Origin of the sequence: Nonomuraea solani (assembly GCF_900108335.1) — a bacterium.
In the GTDB taxonomy this organism is placed as follows: domain Bacteria; phylum Actinomycetota; class Actinomycetes; order Streptosporangiales; family Streptosporangiaceae; genus Nonomuraea; species Nonomuraea solani.
Genome location: NZ_FNVT01000018.1, coordinates 179,818 through 197,975, shown reverse-complemented (window position 1 = coordinate 197,975; position 18,158 = coordinate 179,818). Strand labels below are relative to the sequence as shown.

Annotated in this window: 10 protein-coding genes; 5 read left to right on the top strand and 5 right to left on the bottom strand. The window is 70.9% G+C overall.

Going from position 1 to position 18,158, the window contains the following annotated elements; genetic code table 11:
• Window positions 1-161: 161 nt before the first annotated feature.
• A complete protein-coding gene (locus tag C4V41_RS44730; protein WP_103962121.1) occupies window positions 162-932 on the top strand; it encodes an enoyl-CoA hydratase-related protein in 771 nt (256 codons plus the stop codon).
• A 94-nt stretch (window positions 933-1,026) separates the two neighbouring features.
• Here the strand turns inward: C4V41_RS44730 and C4V41_RS44720 are convergent, their stop codons facing one another.
• Together C4V41_RS44720 and C4V41_RS44715 are read right to left on the bottom strand one after the other, a co-directional pair.
• Window positions 1,027-1,446: a DODA-type extradiol aromatic ring-opening family dioxygenase gene (locus C4V41_RS44720; RefSeq protein ID WP_200824656.1), complete on the bottom strand. Its 420-nt coding sequence runs from the start codon at window positions 1,444-1,446 to the stop codon at window positions 1,027-1,029.
• Window positions 1,447-1,544: 98 nt separating this feature from the next.
• Window positions 1,545-2,975: an FUSC family protein gene (locus C4V41_RS44715; RefSeq protein ID WP_146104023.1), complete on the bottom strand. Its 1,431-nt coding sequence runs from the start codon at window positions 2,973-2,975 to the stop codon at window positions 1,545-1,547.
• 72 nt (window positions 2,976-3,047) lie between these two features.
• On the opposite strand from C4V41_RS44715, the gene C4V41_RS44710 reads away from it, so the two are divergent.
• The gene (locus C4V41_RS44710; RefSeq protein ID WP_200824655.1) at window positions 3,048-3,479 is read left to right on the top strand and encodes a MarR family winged helix-turn-helix transcriptional regulator; all 432 of its coding nucleotides are present in this window, start codon (window positions 3,048-3,050) and stop codon (window positions 3,477-3,479) included.
• A 167-nt stretch (window positions 3,480-3,646) separates the two neighbouring features.
• On the opposite strand, the gene C4V41_RS44705 is transcribed toward C4V41_RS44710, so the two are convergent.
• Both C4V41_RS44705 and C4V41_RS44700 read right to left on the bottom strand, forming a co-directional pair.
• Window positions 3,647-9,745: an RHS repeat-associated core domain-containing protein gene (locus C4V41_RS44705; RefSeq protein ID WP_103962119.1), complete on the bottom strand. Its 6,099-nt coding sequence runs from the start codon at window positions 9,743-9,745 to the stop codon at window positions 3,647-3,649.
• Between the two features lie 87 nt (window positions 9,746-9,832).
• The gene (locus tag C4V41_RS44700; protein ID WP_146104021.1) at window positions 9,833-13,831 is read right to left on the bottom strand and encodes a LamG-like jellyroll fold domain-containing protein; all 3,999 of its coding nucleotides are present in this window, start codon (window positions 13,829-13,831) and stop codon (window positions 9,833-9,835) included.
• Between the two features lie 276 nt (window positions 13,832-14,107).
• Here C4V41_RS44700 and C4V41_RS44695 point away from each other — a divergent pair, with 276 nt between their 5' ends.
• On the top strand, window positions 14,108-15,208 hold the full coding sequence (locus C4V41_RS44695; protein ID WP_103962117.1) for an NADH:flavin oxidoreductase/NADH oxidase: 1,101 nt from the start codon (window positions 14,108-14,110) through the stop codon (window positions 15,206-15,208).
• A gap of 32 nt (window positions 15,209-15,240) precedes the next feature.
• Here the strand turns inward: C4V41_RS44695 and C4V41_RS44690 are convergent, their stop codons facing one another.
• Window positions 15,241-16,026 carry an NAD-dependent epimerase/dehydratase family protein gene (locus C4V41_RS44690; protein ID WP_200824653.1) on the bottom strand — a complete coding sequence of 262 codons (786 nt, stop codon included), beginning with the start codon at window positions 16,024-16,026 and terminating at the stop codon, window positions 15,241-15,243.
• A gap of 157 nt (window positions 16,027-16,183) precedes the next feature.
• Between C4V41_RS44690 and C4V41_RS44685 the strand changes: the two genes are divergently transcribed.
• Entirely contained in the window at window positions 16,184-17,317 is a 1,134-nt protein-coding gene (locus C4V41_RS44685) for a thiolase family protein (protein ID WP_103962115.1), read from the top strand.
• Window positions 17,318-17,352: 35 nt separating this feature from the next.
• Window positions 17,353-18,117 (top strand): SDR family NAD(P)-dependent oxidoreductase, encoded by a 765-nt coding sequence (locus C4V41_RS44680; protein WP_103962114.1) that lies wholly within the window; start codon window positions 17,353-17,355, stop codon window positions 18,115-18,117.
• Window positions 18,118-18,158: the final 41 nt, after the last annotated feature.

Below are 18,158 nucleotides of genomic sequence, written 5' to 3'. Positions count from 1 at the left end.
CTGCCCCTTCTCGCGAGCGCAGCCCGGATGTTCGCGGCGTACCTCGTCGTACCACCCCCGGAGCGGACGCCGGCGCATGCTGACAGACGCGGCGCTGAAGGGGAACAGTCTCTACGTGGCCGATCGCGGTCACGCCTTGCGCAATCATCAGGAGTTCACCCATGAACCTCGATCATGTACTGGTCAACCGCGACGCCGACTTCGTGACGATCACCATGAACCGGCCGCAGCGGCGCAACGCCCTGTCGCTGGCCCATCTGCGTGATCTGATCAACGCGTTCGAAGCCGCCGGTGACAGCGACGCCTCGGGAATCATCCTGGCCGGGGAAGGCCCGGTCTTCAGCGCCGGTCACGACTTCGCCGACGTCGCCGAGGCCGACTCGGACGCCGTACGCACCCTGCTGGACACCTGTCTCCGCCTCATGGAACTGATCGAATCGGTGCCGCAACCGGTCATCGCCCGAGTCCACGGCCTGGCGACCGCGGCAGGCTGTCAGCTGGTCGCCACCTGCGATCTCGCCATCGCCGCCGACTCCGCAGGCTTCGCCGCGCCCGGTGGGAAGGGCGGCTGGTTCTGCCACACCCCGATGGTCGCCATCGCCCGAAATATCGGCCGCAAACGGGCTGCCGAGCTGGCCTACACCGGCGACACCATCACCGCCGCGCAGGCTCTTGAATGGGGGCTCGTCAACCGGGTGGTGCCCGCCGCGGACCTCGATGCCGCCGTCCACGACCTGCTCGGCCGGGCCACCCGCGGTAGCCGCGCCTCGAAGGCCCTCGGCAAGCGCACGTTGTACCAGCAGTTGTCCCTGCCGCAGGCGGATGCGTACGAGCTCGCCACCAAGATCATGGCCGAGTCCTCGCAATCCGGCGCGGCCCGCGAAGGAATGTCGGCGTTCCTGAGCAAACGCCAGCCGAAGTGGAGCGACTGACACGTCCATCCACTTCCACATCGGCGCAGCGACGGGATCACCCGCCGCCACGCACAGCCGCCGTGCCAGGCGCCGTGCAGCAGGACGAACGTGCTCATGCTTCTCCCAGGTCTTCGAACAGGGCGAGCGCCGTCGCCGTGTTGGAGGCGGGCACGTGATAGGTGTCGTGGATCCGCGTGATCCGGTCGCTGAGCGCGCCGCGCATGACCAGCCACATGATCAGCTCGATGCCCTCGGTCCCGGCTTCGCGGATGTAGTCCTCGCGCGTGAGCGCGGCCAGTTTCTCCGGCTCGGACTCGATCGCCCGCAGGAACATGCGGTCGAACTCAGGGTTGATGAGCCCGGCCCGCGCGCCGGCGAGCCGGTGCGACATGCCGCCCGTACCGAACACCGCCACTTTCACATCCTGCGGGTACGACCCGATCGCCCGGCCCAGCGCAAGACAGCGGGCCGCCGTCAGCCCGTGGTCGATGTCGAGCCGGTGAAAGGTCGCGAGGTCGAACCCGTCGTCCATGAGCGCACCCACGAGGCGGCCGGCTTCCTGCGTAGGGCGGAGCACGTCAACGCCGCTTCGCCGGCCGATCTCGCCGCTCCGGCTGATCGGTATTGGTTCTACGGACTTCCCGAGGGCCGGGTCGTGCAAGGCGGCTGGCTACGTGGTGCGGCCGTTTCGGCCAGGTGCTCGCTCGTCCGGCGTAAGGTCGCGTGCAGGTCGGCGCCGTCCGTGCGCAGGGCGCCGAGTTCCTTCCTGGCCTGGCCGATCAGTGCCGCCATGCCGGGCTCCGGACGGGCGCCCGGTGACGCTTCGACGTGCTCGGTGATCCGGCGCAGGGAGCGGGCGCTGTCCCGGAGGGTGTCGAAGACGTCGGCGTGCCGCCGGGCGCCGGCCCGCCAGCGGCCCAGCAGCCGCCGCCGGGCCTCGAAGGGCGGGGCGATCTCCGCCACGCGGCCGACGGCCTGTTCGAAGCGGGCGCGGTGCTCGGGCAGCCGCTCGTCCGCGCCGCCCTCCTGCAGGCTCTGGAGGAGGGCGGCCAGCGCACGTACGGACTCGGCCACGCGCAGCCTGGCCACGGCCGTACTGCGTACCGGGAGCACATACCACGAGACCGCGATAGCCACCGCGCCGCCGAGCAGGATCCCCGCCAGGCGGACGGTCAGCATCGACGCGACGCTCTGCCCGAAATAGGCGGAGGTGAAGGCCAGCGCGGCGGTGATGCTCGCGGCCCAGTACGCGTAGTTGAACGGTCGCAGCCACACTCCGGCCACCAGAACGGCGCAGATGGCGGCGAGTTGTGCCGCCGGGCCGCCCGCGAGCAGCGGCAGCAGCAGCGTCGCGCCGCCCGTGCCCACCGCCGCGCCGGCGACCCGCAGGATCCCCTTGTACACGACGTCGGCCCGCCCCCTGTTGCCGCTGAACACGAGGAAGGTCGTCAGCACCATCCACTGCCAGTGCTCGCCCAGGACGAGCCGGCCGCAGACGAAGGCGAGCGACAGGGCCACGCCGAGCTGGATCGCCATCTTGGTGCTCGCCGGCAGCCGCCCCCGAGGTGAACCGTCCGCGCGCCGTGGCGGCGGCGGGCCGGTCAGCAGGTGGATCGCCAGCACCACGCCGCACGTCACCAGGGCTATCAGCGCCGTCCACCCGAGGTCCGGCATGCCGACCGGCGCCACCAGCACCACGACGAGCAGCGGCATGGACGCCTGGGCCCCGGCGGCGGTCGCGCGCCCGCCCCAGCGGCGTACATAGACGGTGGCGCTCATGGCGAGGACGAACAGGGCCGCGCCGAGCACGGCGTACGGGCCGGCCAGCAACGCGTGCGTCACGACGGCCGCCGCCGCGGCGATCGGCAGCACGGTGAGGGCGGTGAGACGGTCCGGCCAGTCCTCGTCACGCCGCTCCCTGCCCATGGACAGGCCCAGCGCGGCGGCCACGACGAGAAGACCGGGGTTCAGCCGCGCGACATGCACGATGGCCCCCGCGACACCGAGGCTGGCCGTCGTGGCCGCCAGGGTGACCGCGGCGGCCTTCACTCGATGGTTCATACGTGAAAGCTTAGTACTTTTGGCTAAAATGCGTGATTGTATCCGTATAGATATAAGTGATAGCGTAGCAATATGAGAGAACAGGTGGCGGCGGAGACCCGTCGGGCGGTCATGAGCCTGGCTCGGCGGCTGCGGGCCGAGCGCCCGGCCGACGCGCTCAGCAGCAACAAGGTGAGCGTCCTCGGGCACCTGTATCGCCGTGGCCCCAGCACCCCGACGCAGATCGCCGTGGCCGAGCACCAGCAGCCCCAGTCGCTGACCCGCGTGTTCGCCGAACTGGAGGACGAAGGGCTGATCGCCCGCACGCCGAGCCCCCACGACCGGCGCGCGTCGGTGCTGGAGCTCACGCCCGCCGGCCGCGAGGTGCTGGCCCGTGACGTGGCCGTGCGCGATCACTGGCTCGCCACCGCGATGGAGGGGCTGAACGAGACCGAGGTTCAGGTGATCGGCCTGGCGGCGGCCCTGCTGACGGAGCTGGCCGAGCGTGACCAGGCGGTCAGCTGAAGGGGACGCCGTCGAAGGTGCCGGACAGAGCCGGCCGGGTGGAGAAGGCCGCCCAGGACAGCTGGCCTCGCCTGCCGTGCACCCGAGTTCTTCGGCCTGCCGGAGGATTCGGCTCTGGGAGCAGGCTCCCAGAGCCGAATGCGACCGTAGGACTCACCGAGCGGGGATCACCCGGATCCCAGCGGGTCGTGCCATTGCTCGCCGGTCGAGATTCCCCAGGTGGATCCGACCATCCAGCCACCCATCTGACGCCCGGTGACCGTCACCATGTGCGCGCCCACCGCGCTGCGATAGTCGGGCCTTCGAGCGGCCTGACCGAAGGGCAGTTGCCTGGCGCCCGTGTGGGGGTTCGGGCTCTTCACCGGGCTCCTCATCGCCGGGCCGCCCATGCGCCAGGACACGACGTCGACCAGGATATGAGCCCCGTCCTGGAGACATCGGCCCCAACTGGGATCGCTGGCGCAGTCATAGGCGTTGCCCATGAAGCTGATGCCCATGGTGACCGCGCCCGCGACCGTGCACAGGCCCGCGGTCGCGAAAATACAGATGCCGAAGCCGGCCACACCTATCACGGTGCCGAAATTCTGGCCGACCCACTTCGCGGCCGACCCGAGCGCCATCGCGCCGTCGTGCATCGCCCCGCCCAGCGCCTCCAGGCCGCTGCCGATGCAGCCCCAGAAGCCGTGGCAGCCCTCGTCCTTCGGCTTCGGCTTGGTGTAGGGAATCGGCTTGGAGTTGTAGCCGCCGATGCGGCCGCGGGGACCCCCGGCCCCGTTCCAGTCGTGTTGCGCGGCGCGGCTGCGGGCGGCCCGCTTCTGGGCCACGATCCGGGGCAGGTTCCTGCAGTAGTCGCGGCCGCCCTCGCACCGCGCTCCGAAGTCCCTGAGGTGCGCGATCGGCTTCTTGGGCTTCTTCGGCTTCTTCGGTTTGGGCTTGGGCTTGTTGTAGATTGTCTTCCGGCCGTGGTCGCCCTCCAGGTAGATCTGCCCGTCGGGGTCGCTCATCGTGGCGGGGTTGTTGTTGGCGTAGGCGTAGGCGTTCATCTGCTGTGGGTCGTACGGATCGATGATCGGATCGACCGAGACGAACGTGCCGCTCGCCGGGTCGTACTCGCGGGCCCCCAGCCGGGTCAGGCCGGTGCCGGGGTTGAGCGTGCCGCCGACGAAGCCGCGGCTGCCGGCGGGCCAGTTCGAGATCGTGCCGCGCGGGTTGCCGAACAGGTCCATCCGGCGCGTGGTGACCGCCAGCGTGGTGGCGTTGACGGCGACCTGCGAGGTGCCATGGTGGTCGTCCACCGTCCAGATGAGGCCGTCGCCGGTACGCGTGCCCAGCCCGTCGTAGTAACGGGTCCCGGTCTTCGAACCCGTCGCGAGGTTCAGCTTCACCTCGCCGTCGCCGACGAACAACGTCTCCGAGCCCGGATCGCGGCGGATCAGCTGTTCGCCCCCGGCGTCGTACAGGTAGGACGTGGTCCTGCCGCCGGCGGTGACGGACGTCAGCAAGCCCTCGTCGTCCCAGGCCAGAGTCTGGGTGCCGCCGGGTCCCGGCCTGCCGGTGGCGTTGCCGGCGGCGTCGTAGGCGTGGCTTCCGCCCGTCGCGCCGCTGGTGGCCGTCACGGCGTGCGGCCGGACCACGCCGTCGCCGGGCTGGGGGTAGGAGTAGGTGGTCGTGACGTCGGCGGCGCCGGCCACGCCCTTGACCGTCTTGGCCTTGCGGTTGCCGATCAGGTCGTAGGTGTACTGGTGCCAGTACGGCGCGGGCCCGCCGATGGCCGACGGCGTGGCGGGGCAGGTGTCATCGGTCTGGGTCCAGGCCTCGGTGACGCGGCGCAGGTGGTCGACGTTGAAACACTGCGTGTCCTTGGCCTGGCCCGCGGTGCTGTCGGTGATCCGCCTGACGTTGCCCGCGTCGTCGTAACCGTAGGTCAGATCGTTGACCGCGACCCGGCCCGCCTGCTCACGCTCGGTCAGCGTCTCGGAGACCCGGCGGGTGCCCTCCTCGTAGTAGGTGGTGCGCCACAGCTTCTTGGCGCCGGCGCCGAGCTGCTGCTGGGAGGTCTCACCGAGCTGCGTGTACGTCGTGCCGGAGAGGTAGAAGGTCTCCTCATCGTTCTTCAGCGTGGTCAGCCGGCCCAGCTCGTTGTAGTCGTAGTCGAGGGTCTCGGCATCCAGATCGCCCAGCTTCGGCACGGTCTTGGTGTCCAGGCTGCCGTCGGCCGCGTACGTCATCGTCGTCGTGTACTCCGCGGCGAGCCCTTCCACGCCCGGGATGGTCACCTTGGTGCCCTTGGGCCGCCCGGCCGCGTCGAAGCCGGTGATCTCACTCGTGTACGCGTGCCCGCCGACATACCTGGTCGAGGACACCAGGTCGTCCTTGTCGTAGACCACCTTGGTCAGCAGTGTCCCGGTCGCCGACCCCAGCCGCGTCTCCACGACCCGCCCGAGCCGGTCGTACACCGACGCGACGGTCTTGCCGCGCGCGTCCGTGGTGGTCAGCAACTGGTCGGCTTCGTCGTAGGTCATCGTCGACGTGCCCTTGTCCGGGTCCTCCGACTTGATCCGGCGGCCCAGCACGTCGTAGGTGTGGCGCCACACGTTGCCCGCCGCGTCGGTGACCTTCGCCAGGTCGCCGCCCTTGGTGTAGGCGTACCGCGTGACCTCCGGAGCACCCGAGCCCGGGTGCTGCTCCAGCGCGATCACCCGGTCGCGGACGTCGGTCCGCTTGGTGGTCACCGTCCCGCCCCGCGGCGGGATCGTGGTGACCCAGTCGGGACCGTGGGACGTGGTGGTGCGCCAGCGCTCGGCGTTGTGCTCGAAGTAGATCTCCGCGGTCTTACGTTCCGCGCCGTCGTAGGTGGTGACGTTCGCGGGCGGCAGTTTGGCGGCGTCCGTGTTCACCAGCGAGTGCAGCGCCGTCCCCGGGTCGCCGGTGGCGTGGTAGGCGGGACGGGTGACGCTGACCAGGCCGCGCGAGTCGTACAGGGTGTCGGTCACGATCCGGCCGCCGCCCGGGCTGGGCTCCTGCGTCTGCCGGGGCCGCAGGAACCCGTCCAGCAACTGGTAGCCGACGACCTGGTTGCCGTTGGCCCTCAGCGTGCTGGTGCGGGTCCAGTTCGGGCCGCCGCCGCGGTTCACGCCGTACTCGTACGCGACGTTCGGGTCGCCGTCCGCCTCCGTCCGGCCCGGCTTGTACACCTTCACCAACCGGCCGAGAGCGTCGTACGTCAGCGACGTCTTGCGGCCGCCCCTGTCGACCTCCGCGAGGGGGCTGCCCCAGGCGGGGTCGAAGGTGGTGGTGGCCACCTGACCGGCCGCGTTGGTCGCCGCGGCCTCGGTGGTCAGGCCGTTGACCTCCTTGTACGCGGTGCTCGTCGCCCGCTCCAGCTTGTCCTTCGACTCCGTCTTCCGGCCGTAGCCGTCGAAGACCGAGACCTCGGTGACCAGGTAGCCGGGCGTGCCGCCGGTGTACGCCTTGGCCTCCTCCGACCGGGTCACGTCGCCCTTGAGCGGCGGCTCGCCGGCCGCCCGGCCGTCGTAGGACAGCCGGGTGTCGGAGATGACGTCATCCGGGTACGACGGGGTCGCGCCGCAGGCCACGCCCACGGTCGTGGCCGTACTCGGGAACCCGAAGAGTGATTTTTCAGGATTGTGGACGTACGTGGTGGTCGTGCACTGGTCGTCGTCCGTCTTGGTGATGTCGCCGTGGTCGTGGACCTGGGTCTCGTTGCCGTACTGGTCGTAGGTCTTGTCCTGCCGGGTGACCAGCTCGGTGCCATCGGCCCGCCGCTCCCGGGTCTCCACCCGCTTGGTCTCCACCTGATAGGCCTTGAACGTGCCCTGGGTGGCGGTCAGCCGGGTGACCGGCTCGTTGATCTCGGTGGTCAGCGGGGTGTCGCCGTCGTAGGTGATCTCCTCGCGCAGGAAGCCCGACAGCGGCTCGTCGTCGTCGATCTCCACGCCGGTGGAGTCCTCGACCTTCACCGGCTTGGTGCCGCCCGCCGGGTTGAGCCGGTCGCCGTTCATCCCGCGGAAGTGCAGGTACTCGGTCCTGGTCACCGGCTTGTTCTCGTCGTTGGCCGGGTCGCCCTGCCGGACCACGACCCGCTCGTAGCCGCGCCAGTCCGACCAGGTCCGCTTCTTCTCCTCGACCAGCGGGTCGTCGCCGTACGCCCAGGCGCCGCCCTTGACCTCGTCGTACTCGTACCTGGTCACCATGTCCTTGGCGTCGGTCAGCAGGTCGTCCTCGACCACCGTGGCCACCACGTACTTGTGGAACCAGTCGTTGACCGGCTCACTCGCCGGCGGCATCGCCCATTTGACCGGGAAGCAACGCTTCGTGTTGGTCTCCGCAGCGGCCGGCAGATTGCCCTGGGCGCACTCCGCCGGCATGTAGGACACATCGGTCGCGCTGCCCGACTCGGAGGTGATCCGGGTGATGCGCGGCTTGTTCAGCGCGGGCAGGCCGCCGTCGGTGGAGTAGTTGACCCGGTTGGGCATCATCGTGCCGTCGAAACCCACCGCGCCCAGCGCGATCTGGGGGCTCTTGGCCAGGCCGGTGTGAGTGATGCCGTTCAGCCACAGCGACCGGTCCTCGGTCCCGTCGTTGGCCGGCGGGTAGACGTGGGCGAAGTCCCACCGATCCACGTCACGGTAGGCGCCGCCGCCGGAGGATACCTGCGTGGTGATCTTCGACAGGCGCTTGGTGGACCAGAACGTCGGCGACTGCTTGTCCCCGCACGTGGCGGTCGCGCAATCGGCGTCCCAGGGCACGTCCGGCCAGACCGCGGAGGTGTGGGTGGCGCAGGTCTGGTCGGGCAGGCAGCGGTCGGCCGGCTCGAACATCACCCGCGCCGGGGCGTGCCCTGAATACTCCTGGCCGGTGCGGGTGCCGTACTCGATGCGGGCCAGGGTGCCGCCGCGCTCGTAGGTGGCCGTGGTCTGGCCCTTGTTCTGGGCGTACTTGTTGGTCTCCGGGCTGTAGAAGTAGGTCATCGAGTTGCCGTGCGCGTCCACGACGTAGTCGAGGTTCCACCGGTAGGCCTGCTTGCAGGCCGAGGCGGCGAACGTGGCCGCGCGGCAGGGCTCGTCGGTGTCGTTGCCGAACACCGGCATGGTCCAGGTCGACTGCGTGGTGGCCCGCCCCGTCGCCCAGCCCGGCAGCCGGTTGAGGCCGAAGAAGTATTGCGTGCCGTCGGTCGTGGTGACCTTCCAGTACTCACCGTTGTCGTCGCCGTTGACCTGGGGGTCGTTCCTGACCAGATGCTCGACCCGGGTGCCGTCGTCGCTCTTGGGCCGCCACACATTGTTCGCGAACACCATCCGGCCGGAGATCTTGCCGAACGACATGGTGGCGTTGTCGGTCTCCCAGCACATGTCGCCGGTCTTGGTCTTGCCGTTGTTGCCGTCGAGGTCCTCCGCGCAGCTCTTGTACGACCGCTCGATGTACCCGGGCGTCAGATTCCAGCCCTCTCCGATCCAGGACGGCTGGTTGTTGGTCGAGACGGTGCGCCCGTCCACCGCGCCGGAGGAGTACGACAGTGAGAGCCCGGGGGCGAGCTCCCCCGGCACGGGCGGCGTGCGGATCGGATACGACCAGGAGAAGTCGCCGCTCTGGGTGGAGACCTGCCACATTCCCGAGGGGGCCAGCGACGTGGCCTTGTAGTCGCCCTTCGAACCCTCCGCCGCCGCGGACAGCGCCAGCGTGCTCGCCGTGCCGCCGATCGTCACCTGCGCCGAGACCGTACCGGCCTTGACGTCGTTACGCACCGCCGTGACCGGGGTCGTGTCGCCTGGAGCGGGGGAGAGCCTCAGGCGCGAGGCCCAGTCACCGCCGTACGCGCCTCTGAAGGCCGAATAGTCCACGGTCACCGTCACCGGACCGCGCCCGGCCCGGCCGTCGGCGCGTTCGACGGACAGGAGCAGCCCGGCCACGCCCGCCTTCTCGGCGACGGCCCGATCCTGGATCGCGACCTTCACCTTCGCGGGGCCCGGCTGTCCGGTCGGCGCCACCCACACCGGCAGCGACCCGGCGCGGCGAGTCTGGGCGGCGGGCAGCGTCACCTCGGCCGCTCCCGCCGCCGGCCAGTCCGCCTTCGCGGCCGGCCGGCGCGCGAACTTCGCCTCGGGGTCGGGCCGGGCGGCCGGGGGCACGAAGTCCTCGCCCGGCACCGGTTCGACCTCGTCCGGGTCGCTCGGCCTGACCGGCGCCGCCAGGGCCATGGCGTCCACGATCTGGGCGGGTGTCGCCCCGGCCGGCGTGGAGGCCATCAACACGATGAATAAGCCACTCAAGATCGCGATCGACCACGATCGCCAACGGGTTTGAGGCATGGGTTGCTCGAGTTCCTTCCCGGGTCACAGGCCGGTGGCGACGAAGCCGAGAGAGCGGTCCAGTTGCTGGTCTTCGCAGTTGCGGTCGAGCGAGTCGAAGAGGTCACCCCAGCTCGCGCGGCAGCGGAACAGTTCGGCGCCGACCGCCCCCGGCGCGCCCGGCACGCTCTGCGGCGGGGCGGTCCAGATGTAGCCGAGCGGGCGCACCACCGTCTTGTTGTCGCAGGTGGCGTCGGTCGAGGTGAAGAAGTCGGTGCCGTCGCGGCAGTCCATCAGCGCGGTGGTGCCGGGCAGCCGGGTCATCGACAGGGCGCCGATGGCGCGCTCCGGGCGGTAGTTCGCCGCCAGCCGTCCGGTGTCGCTCGCGTGGTCGTACGGGTAGCCGGTCGCCAGATGCCTGATCAGGTGGGTGTACGCGCGGGTGTGACCGAGCGGGGTCGCCTCCGTGGTCTGGCCCTCACAGCCGGGATCGACGGACACGAAGTGCCCCACATTGGGGATCAGGCACCGATACAGGCGCAGCGTGGGCACACCGGCCGGCGGCGTGGTGTACGTGCGCCCGATGGCGCCGAGGTTGGTGAAGGTGCCGCAGTCGAGGTCGAGGAAATAGTCGGCCGCGCCGTTGCGGCAGGAATAGACGGTCTGGGTGCCGGGCGCGTCGGCCGGCGCCGGCATGCCGAGGGAGAACTCGAAGTGCGAGCCCAGCGGCACCGGCCCCGTCGTCACGATATGCCGTCCTGACAGGTTGAAGAACCGCCCGAGCTGGCCAGCGTAGGCCGTGGAACGCTGGGTGACCGGGTTGCGGCGCTCCTCCGCGATCTGGGCCGGCGTGCGGACGCCGGTCCACGCGTGCACGTCGTCGATCACCCCGGCGAACGGCGTGGCCGGGGCGCCGTTCTGCCGCCCCCGCCCGACCTGGAACGCGCCGGTGGCGTTCACCGTGGCCGTCGCCGTCGTCCTGCTCGTCTTCGTGGTGTCGACGTAGACGTGGAGACGGATCTCCTTGGCGGCCGCGTCGTAGACCCCGGCCAGATGGGTCCACACGCCGGCCTGCGCGTCGTCGGCCGAGTCGGCGCTGACGGTCAGTTGGGTGTCGCTCGCCGAGCCCGGCAGCGCGAACGACCACTTGCGCGTGTCGCCGCGGTAACGCAACTGGAAGCCGCTGCCCTGGCCGGCGTCCTGACTGAGGACCGTACGCGTCTGGCCGTCGGCGGCGTCCAGCTTGACCCAGGCGGCGACGGTGAGGCTCGCGTCGGTGCGCACCGCGGGACCGCCGGTCGACACGGAGCCGCCGCTGAGCCGCACCGCCCCGGTGCCCACCTGGCCGGTGGTCCAGGAGGCGCCACCGGCGAGCGTGCCGATCCGGTAGTTGCCGGAGACCTCCTGCGCCGTGGTGCCCGATCCGTCGTCCAGCGGCAGGAACAGCTCCTCGGTGGCCGGGGCGGCGGCCAGGTCGTGGATCTCGCCGGCCGTCAGCAGCCGGTCGTAGATCCGCACCTCGTCCAGCGCGCCCGGCCAGTATTCCACCGGCCCGCCCGCCGCCTGGGCGCGGCCGAGCTGCACCGTCCCGGTGCCCTTCCACGGCGTGGTGTGGCCGGTGGTGGTGCCGGGCACGCCGTCCACATAGATCCTCAGCTGTCCGGCGGCCGCGTCGTACGTGCCCAGCAGGTGCGTCCAGCGGCCGGCGACCGCCGTCGTCGCCGACTCGGCGCTGCGCCGCTCCGCGCCGGAGCCGTTGGCGGCCGGCATCGTGAAGTTCCACTTCTGGGTGGCCGGGTCGTAGCGCAGCGAGAAGGCGCTGACCTGGCCGCCGTCCTGGCTGACCGCCGTCCGGGCAGTGGAGTCCAGGCGATCGAGCTTCACCCAGGCCGAGACGGTGAACGTCTTGTCCGTCTCCACGGTGGGCCCGCCGCCGGTGCCGGCGTAGCCGGTGGACCCGTTCAGCCACAGCGCGTCCCCGTGCCGGCCGGCCTGCCACTGCGCCGCCGGCCCGAGGGCGACCGTCGCGTCGTGGCCGTTCGGCGAGTCGTCGACCACGGCAGGTTCGACGTATCCGTCCAGCTTCCAGTGTCCCTTGGGGGGCGTGCCGGAGCCGACCCAGAAGCTGTAGCGGTATTCGGGGCCCGCGTTGCCCGCCCGGTCCACGCTGCGGACGTACAGGTCTCTGCGGGCGTCCTCAGGGGGAGTGACCAGCACGTTCGCGGTGCCCGACTCGGCGGCGACGTACGATCTGCCCTGGAAGCCCAGCAGGTAGTACTCGAACCCCGCGACGTCCGCCACGCCGTTCGCCTCGAAGGCGAACCCGCCGGTGAACCCGATCGCACCGCCTCCGGGGCAGGGGTCGTAGTCCGGCGGCGCGCACTCGGGGTAGGTCACCGAGCTCACCTTGGGCGTCTTGTCCGGGCCCGTCCTGTCGACGGTGACGTCGCACCACGGACCCCACGGGCCGGAGTCGATCCCGTCGGTGCCGCGCACCCGGTACGCCAGCTCGGCCCCGTCGGCGGCGTACGCGGACGGCACCTCGGCGGTGAAGGTCGAACCCGACTGCTTGGGGTCGGTGACGACCCCGCCCAGCCGCGCGCCGCCCCTCGCGTACCACTCGAACTCGGCCCGCACCAGCCCACCGTCGAGGTCGGAGACCGCCGCCGCGAGCCGCGGCCCGCGCATCCCGTGGTTGGGGTCGCCGTCGACGTACGGGTTGACCCGCGGCTCGTCCGGCGCCAGCGCGCACGTCCTGCCCTCCACCGTCTGACCGGACGGCGCGGCGGGGACGGTGTTGTAGGTGACGACCAGGTCCGGCTGGGCCTTGTCGCCCTCCTTGTTCTGCGTCTTGAACTTCTTCCAGGCGTACTTGTCGCGCGCGTTCTCATCCTGGTCGGACGCCTTCAGCAGGATCGCCGTATGGCCGCCGTGCGAGGTCAGCCCCTTGCGGACCGCCGCCATGGCGTCGAACGAGACCCACGATCCCGGGCAGGTCGCGCTGTAGCCGTGGGCGATGTTCTGCGTGCCCAGATGGACCGGCTCGCCTCCCGGGTACGGCTGGGTGGCCCAGGTGGTCCCGGAGTTGACCGGGTTGGTGCCGTACGCCTCCAGGTCCTTCTTGGCGCACGACGGCGAGTAGTCCTCGAACACGTTGAACTCGGCGCTCAGCACGTGCTTGCCGATCAGGAACGACGCGTCGTACTGGAAGTAGGTCCTGGCGATCCCGACGCCGTTGCAGCCGCTCCAGCCGCAGTAGCCGACCTTGGCCAGCTTCTCCGTGTCGCCGCCCCAGAAGTGGCCGGCGTCGGAGTACAGCAGCGACCACCCCGTGAACGCGGCCGGGTAGTCCGTCATGATCTGCACCGGGAACGTCGTCGCCGCATCCCGTAGCGCCGGCGAGTCCTCGCCCGGCGTGAGCCGTCGCACGGTGGCCGACGGCGCCGAGTCCCACATCGTCGTGGTTCCGGCTCCGAGTAGCTTCTCGCCGGCCGGCTCGGTCAGCTTCGGATTCGCCGCCGCGGCCCTGTTCTTGACCACCAGCGTCCGCGAGAAGCTCTGGGCCGTCGCCGTCATGCGCAGGTCCACACCCGGGAGGACCTCGGGATAGGTCGCCGTGTCGCCGCTCAGCACCGGCTTCGGCAAGGGGCCAGGCCAGCGCAACTCGGCGACCTGCCCCTTGCCCTGCCCTTTACCCTGCCCGAGCCGGGCCAGGGGCTGGTCGCCGCCGCCGGAGAAGACGACCGGAACCGTGCTCGCGACCGGTTCCACGCCGCCGTCGGGGCGCTGCCGTAACGTCGCGTCCACCGGTACCCATCCCGTGCCGCGCCGCACGCGGACCGGGACGGTGTGCAGCTCGGCCGTGAACGACCCGTCGGGGTTGGCGTAGACGTCGCGGACCTCGGTCCGCTCCGACGGAACCGGGACCCGCTCGCCGGTCCGCCTCGCCTCCTGGACGGCCCAGGGCGCCGATCCTGCCGGATCCACCGCCGCCTGCGCCTGCGCCTGCGTCGAAACCGGTAACAAGCCTGACAGGAGGGTCATCGCTCCCATGACGAGAGCACACAGACGCCAGCGCACCGCGCCTCCTAGAAACTTGGGTAGGCCGTTCCAGGTGGCGATCGGCCAGGCTCAGTGTGAGCCGCCGGAGACTCTTGATCCAGGGCATTCAGCGGACATATGGCGGGCCTTTCTCATTGCGTACGCTGGTTACCGGATGGAATAAATAGCAAGCGTGTGCAATTATCTTCATCGTCGTGTGCGAGCGACGCGCCTCTCGCCCCGGCGGCCGACCCGTCAGGCGCGTACGGGAGTTCCGAGATGCCCACCCTGTTCACCCCGGTCACCTTCAGGTCGCTGACCATCCCCAACCGGATCTGGATGGCGGCGATGTGCCAGTACAGCGCCGAGCCGGAGGGTGAGACGGCAGGCGTTCCGACGGACTGGCACTTCGCCCACCTCGCCGCACGCGCCTCCGGAGGGACCGGCCTGATCGTCACCGAGGCCACCGCCGTCAGCCCCGAGGGCCGGATCTCCCCTTATGACCTCGGCATCTGGAACGACGTCCAGGTGGCGGCGTTCCAGCGCATCACGGCGTTCCTGAAGTCGCAGGGCACCGTCCCCGCCATCCAGCTCGCCCACGCCGGGCGCAAGGCGTCCACCGAGCGCACCTGGGTCGACGGCGGGCGCCCGATCACTCCGGACGAGCCGTACGGCTGGACGCCGCTGGGCCCCAGCGCGGTCTCCTTCGCCCCCGCGTCGACCACGCCCGAGGAACTCTCCGCGGAGCGCATCCGTGAGATCGTCCAGGAGTTCGCCGACGCCGCCCGGCGGGCGCTCGAAGCCGGATTCGAGGTCGTCGAGATTCACGGCGCCCACGGTTACCTGATCCACGAGTTCCTCTCCCCGCACAGCAACCACCGCACCGACGAGTACGGCGGCTCGTTCGAGGGCCGGATCCGCTTCGCGCTGGAGATCGTCGACGCCGTACGCGCGGTGTGGCCCGAGGACCTGCCGCTCTTCTTCCGCGTCTCCGCCACCGACTGGCTCACCGAGAACCCCGAGGACGACCGCGACGGCTGGACCGCGGACGACACCGTCCGCCTCGCCAAGGAGCTCCACGCCCGCGGCGTGGACCTGCTCGACGTCTCCACCGGCGGCAACGCTCCCGGCGCCAAGATCGTGGCCGAGCCCCACTACCAGGTGCCGTTCGCCGCGCGGGTACGCGACGAAGCCGGTGTCCCCGCCGCGGCCGTCGGCCTGATCACCGAGCCCGCCCAGGCGCAGCAGGTCATCACCTCGGGCCAGGCGGACGCCGTCCTGCTGGGCCGCGAACTCCTGCGCAACCCCTCCTGGGCGCGCCGGGCCGCCGAGGAGCTCGGGGGCCAGGTCGGCACCCCCGTCCAGTATCACCGCGCCTGATCGTCACCTGCGTGAGCGGCCCTCGTGGCCGCTCACAGGTGCCGGAGCGTGTATTCCGCGCCGGCGAACGCGCCGCCCTGCACGTCGTGCTCCGCCTCTTCCGGGGGTATGCGCGCCGCGAAGGCTTCCGCGTCGTCCACGGGCGTGTATCCCAGGGCCGGCTCCACGTCCCAGAACCGGCGCGTGTTGGCGGACACGGCATAGGCGGCCGTGAAGTCGATGCCGGGGGCGGTGAGAGCGGCGCGGACGAAGCCGAGGCAGTCGCGCGGGCTCAGCCAGGTGGCCAGATGCCGTCGATCGGCCGGTTCGTCCTCGAAGCTGCCGATGCGCAGGCACACCACGGACAGGCCGAACTTGTCCGCGTACAGACGCCCCAGTGCCTCGACCGCCACCTTGCTCACCCCGTACAGGCCGTCCGGGCGCGGCGGCATGTCGGCCGTGACGGTGGTCGAGACCGGATAGAAGCCGGTGAGCCGGTTACTGCTGGCGAGCACGACCCGTCCGACCCCTTGCCGGCGCGCACCCTCCAGCACGTTGTGCGTCCCCCGCACATTGCCTTCCAGCAGGTCCGGCAGCGGCGCCTCATCCGGCACGCCCGCCAGGTGCACCACCGCGTCCGCCCCTTCCAAGGCCGCCGTCACCGCGCCGGCGTCGCGCAGATCGAGCCGCCGCACCTCCTCGGCCGGCGACTGCGCGACGAGGCCGACCCGATCGACGAGCACCAGACGTTCCGCCTCACCGCGCAGACCGGCCCGCACCACCGACCCGATACGCCCGGCCGCACCGGTGACCACCACAGTTCCAAGACTCGTTCCCATGACGGCCACTCTGCCGCACACCACCCGTCATATAGGTATCGGTGATAGCCCTGATCGCCATCCGGGCTTTGTGCCGGGTCCGTGGCGTGTGGTTGATTCGAGACGCTCCGAGCGGCGAATCCCATTCCATGGCACCAGTGAGTACGAGGAGGAGCGCGTGAGGGACGCGGTCATCGTCGATGCGGTTCGCACCCCCATCGGAAAACGCAACGGCGCCCTGTCCGGCATTCACCCCGTGACCCTTTCCGCACACGTGCTGAAGGCGCTCGCCGGGCGTACCGGAGTGGAGCCGGGCGAGATCGACGACGTCGTCTGGGGTTGCGTCAGCCAGGTCGGCGACCAGTCCGGCAACGTCGGACGGGCCGCCGTGCTGGCGGCCGGATGGCCGGAATCCGTTCCCGGCACCACGGTCGACCGCCGGTGCGGCTCCAGCCAGCAAGCGGTCCACTTCGCGGCCGCGGGGGTCGTCGCCGGACACTACGACTTCGTGATCGCCGGTGGGGCCGAGTCGATGAGCCGCGTGCCCATGGGCTCGGCCGCGCGGGACGGCCGGCCGTACCCGGACGAGGTGCTCGAACGGTACGGCGTGTCCGGGTTCAACCAGGGCATCGGCGCGGAGATGATGGCCGGACGGTGGGCCCTGTCCCGGCGGCGGCTCGACGCGTACGCGGCCCGCTCCCATGAGAGGGCGGCGGCGGCCGTCGACTCGGGCGCGCTCGACGGACAACTCACCTCGATACCGGGAACGCTGCGAGCCGATGAAGGCATTCGCCGTGGCTCGTCGGTGGAGACGCTGGGCGGGCTGAAGACCGCGTTCCGCGAGGACGGCGTGATCACCGCCGGGAACGCCTCGCAGATCTCCGACGGCGCGGGCGCCCTGCTCATCACCTCGGGCGAGCTCGCCCGGGCGCGCGGGCTGCGGCCGATCGCCCGGGTGCACACCGCCGTGCTGGCCGCCGATGATCCGGTCATCATGCTGACCGCGCCCATCGAGGCCACGGCCAAGGCGCTGAAGAGGTCCGGCCTGCGGATCGACGACATCGGGGCTTTCGAGGTGAACGAGGCCTTCGCGCCGGTCCCGCTGGCCTGGCAGGCCGAGACCGGGGCCTCCGAAGAGCGGCTCAACCCCCTCGGCGGGGCGATCGCCGTGGGGCATCCGCTGGGCGGCTCGGGCGCCGTCCTGATGACGCGTCTCGTCCACCACATGAAGGACCAGGGCCTTCGCTTCGGGCTGCAGACCATGTGCGAAGCGGGCGGCATGGCCAACGCGACCATCCTCGAACTGCTCTGAACCGCTCCGAACCGCTCCGAAGAGAGGGCTGACCCATGCGTCTGGAAGGACTGTGCACCGCCGTCACGGGAGGCGCGTCCGGCCTCGGGCTGGCGACGGCCCGGCGGCTGATCGAGGCGGGCGGCAAGGTCGTCATCATCGACCTGCCCGGCTCCGCCGGCGCCGGCGTCGTCAAGGAGTTCGGCGCGGCGGCGAGGTTCGCCGCCGCGGACGTCACCGACGCCGGCGAGTTCGCGGCGGCGCTCGACGTGGCGGACGAGTTCGGCGGCCTGCGGGGGCTCGTGCACTGCGCGGGCGCCGGTCGCCGCCTGAGGCTGCTGGACAAGGAGGGCGAGCCGGGGTCCCTGGAGGACTTCGAATGGGTGATCAGGCTCAACCTGATCGGCTCGTTCAACGCCCTGCGTCTTGCCGCCGCCCGCATGGCCCGCCAGGACGAGAGGGACGGCGAGCGCGGCGCCATCGTGCTGACCGCGTCGGTCGCCGCCTATGAGGGACAGATCGGTCAGATCCCGTACACCGCCGCGAAGGCCGGCATCGTCGGCATGACCCTGACGGCGGCCCGTGACCTGGCGAGCCGGTCGATCCGGGTGTGCACGATCGCGCCGGGGATCATGGACACGCCCCTGCTGGCCCGCCTGCGGGAGGACGTGCGCGCCTCCCTGGAGGCCACCGTCCCCAACCCGGCCCGGCTCGGCCGGCCGGAGGAGTTCGCCGGGCTCGCGTGCCAGATCCTGGAGAACGGCTACCTCAACGGCGAGACCATCCGGCTCGACGGCGCCATCCGCATGGCGCCGCGCTGAAGGCGTCGTATGTCCGGAGCTGGATGTACGTCCGGAGCTGG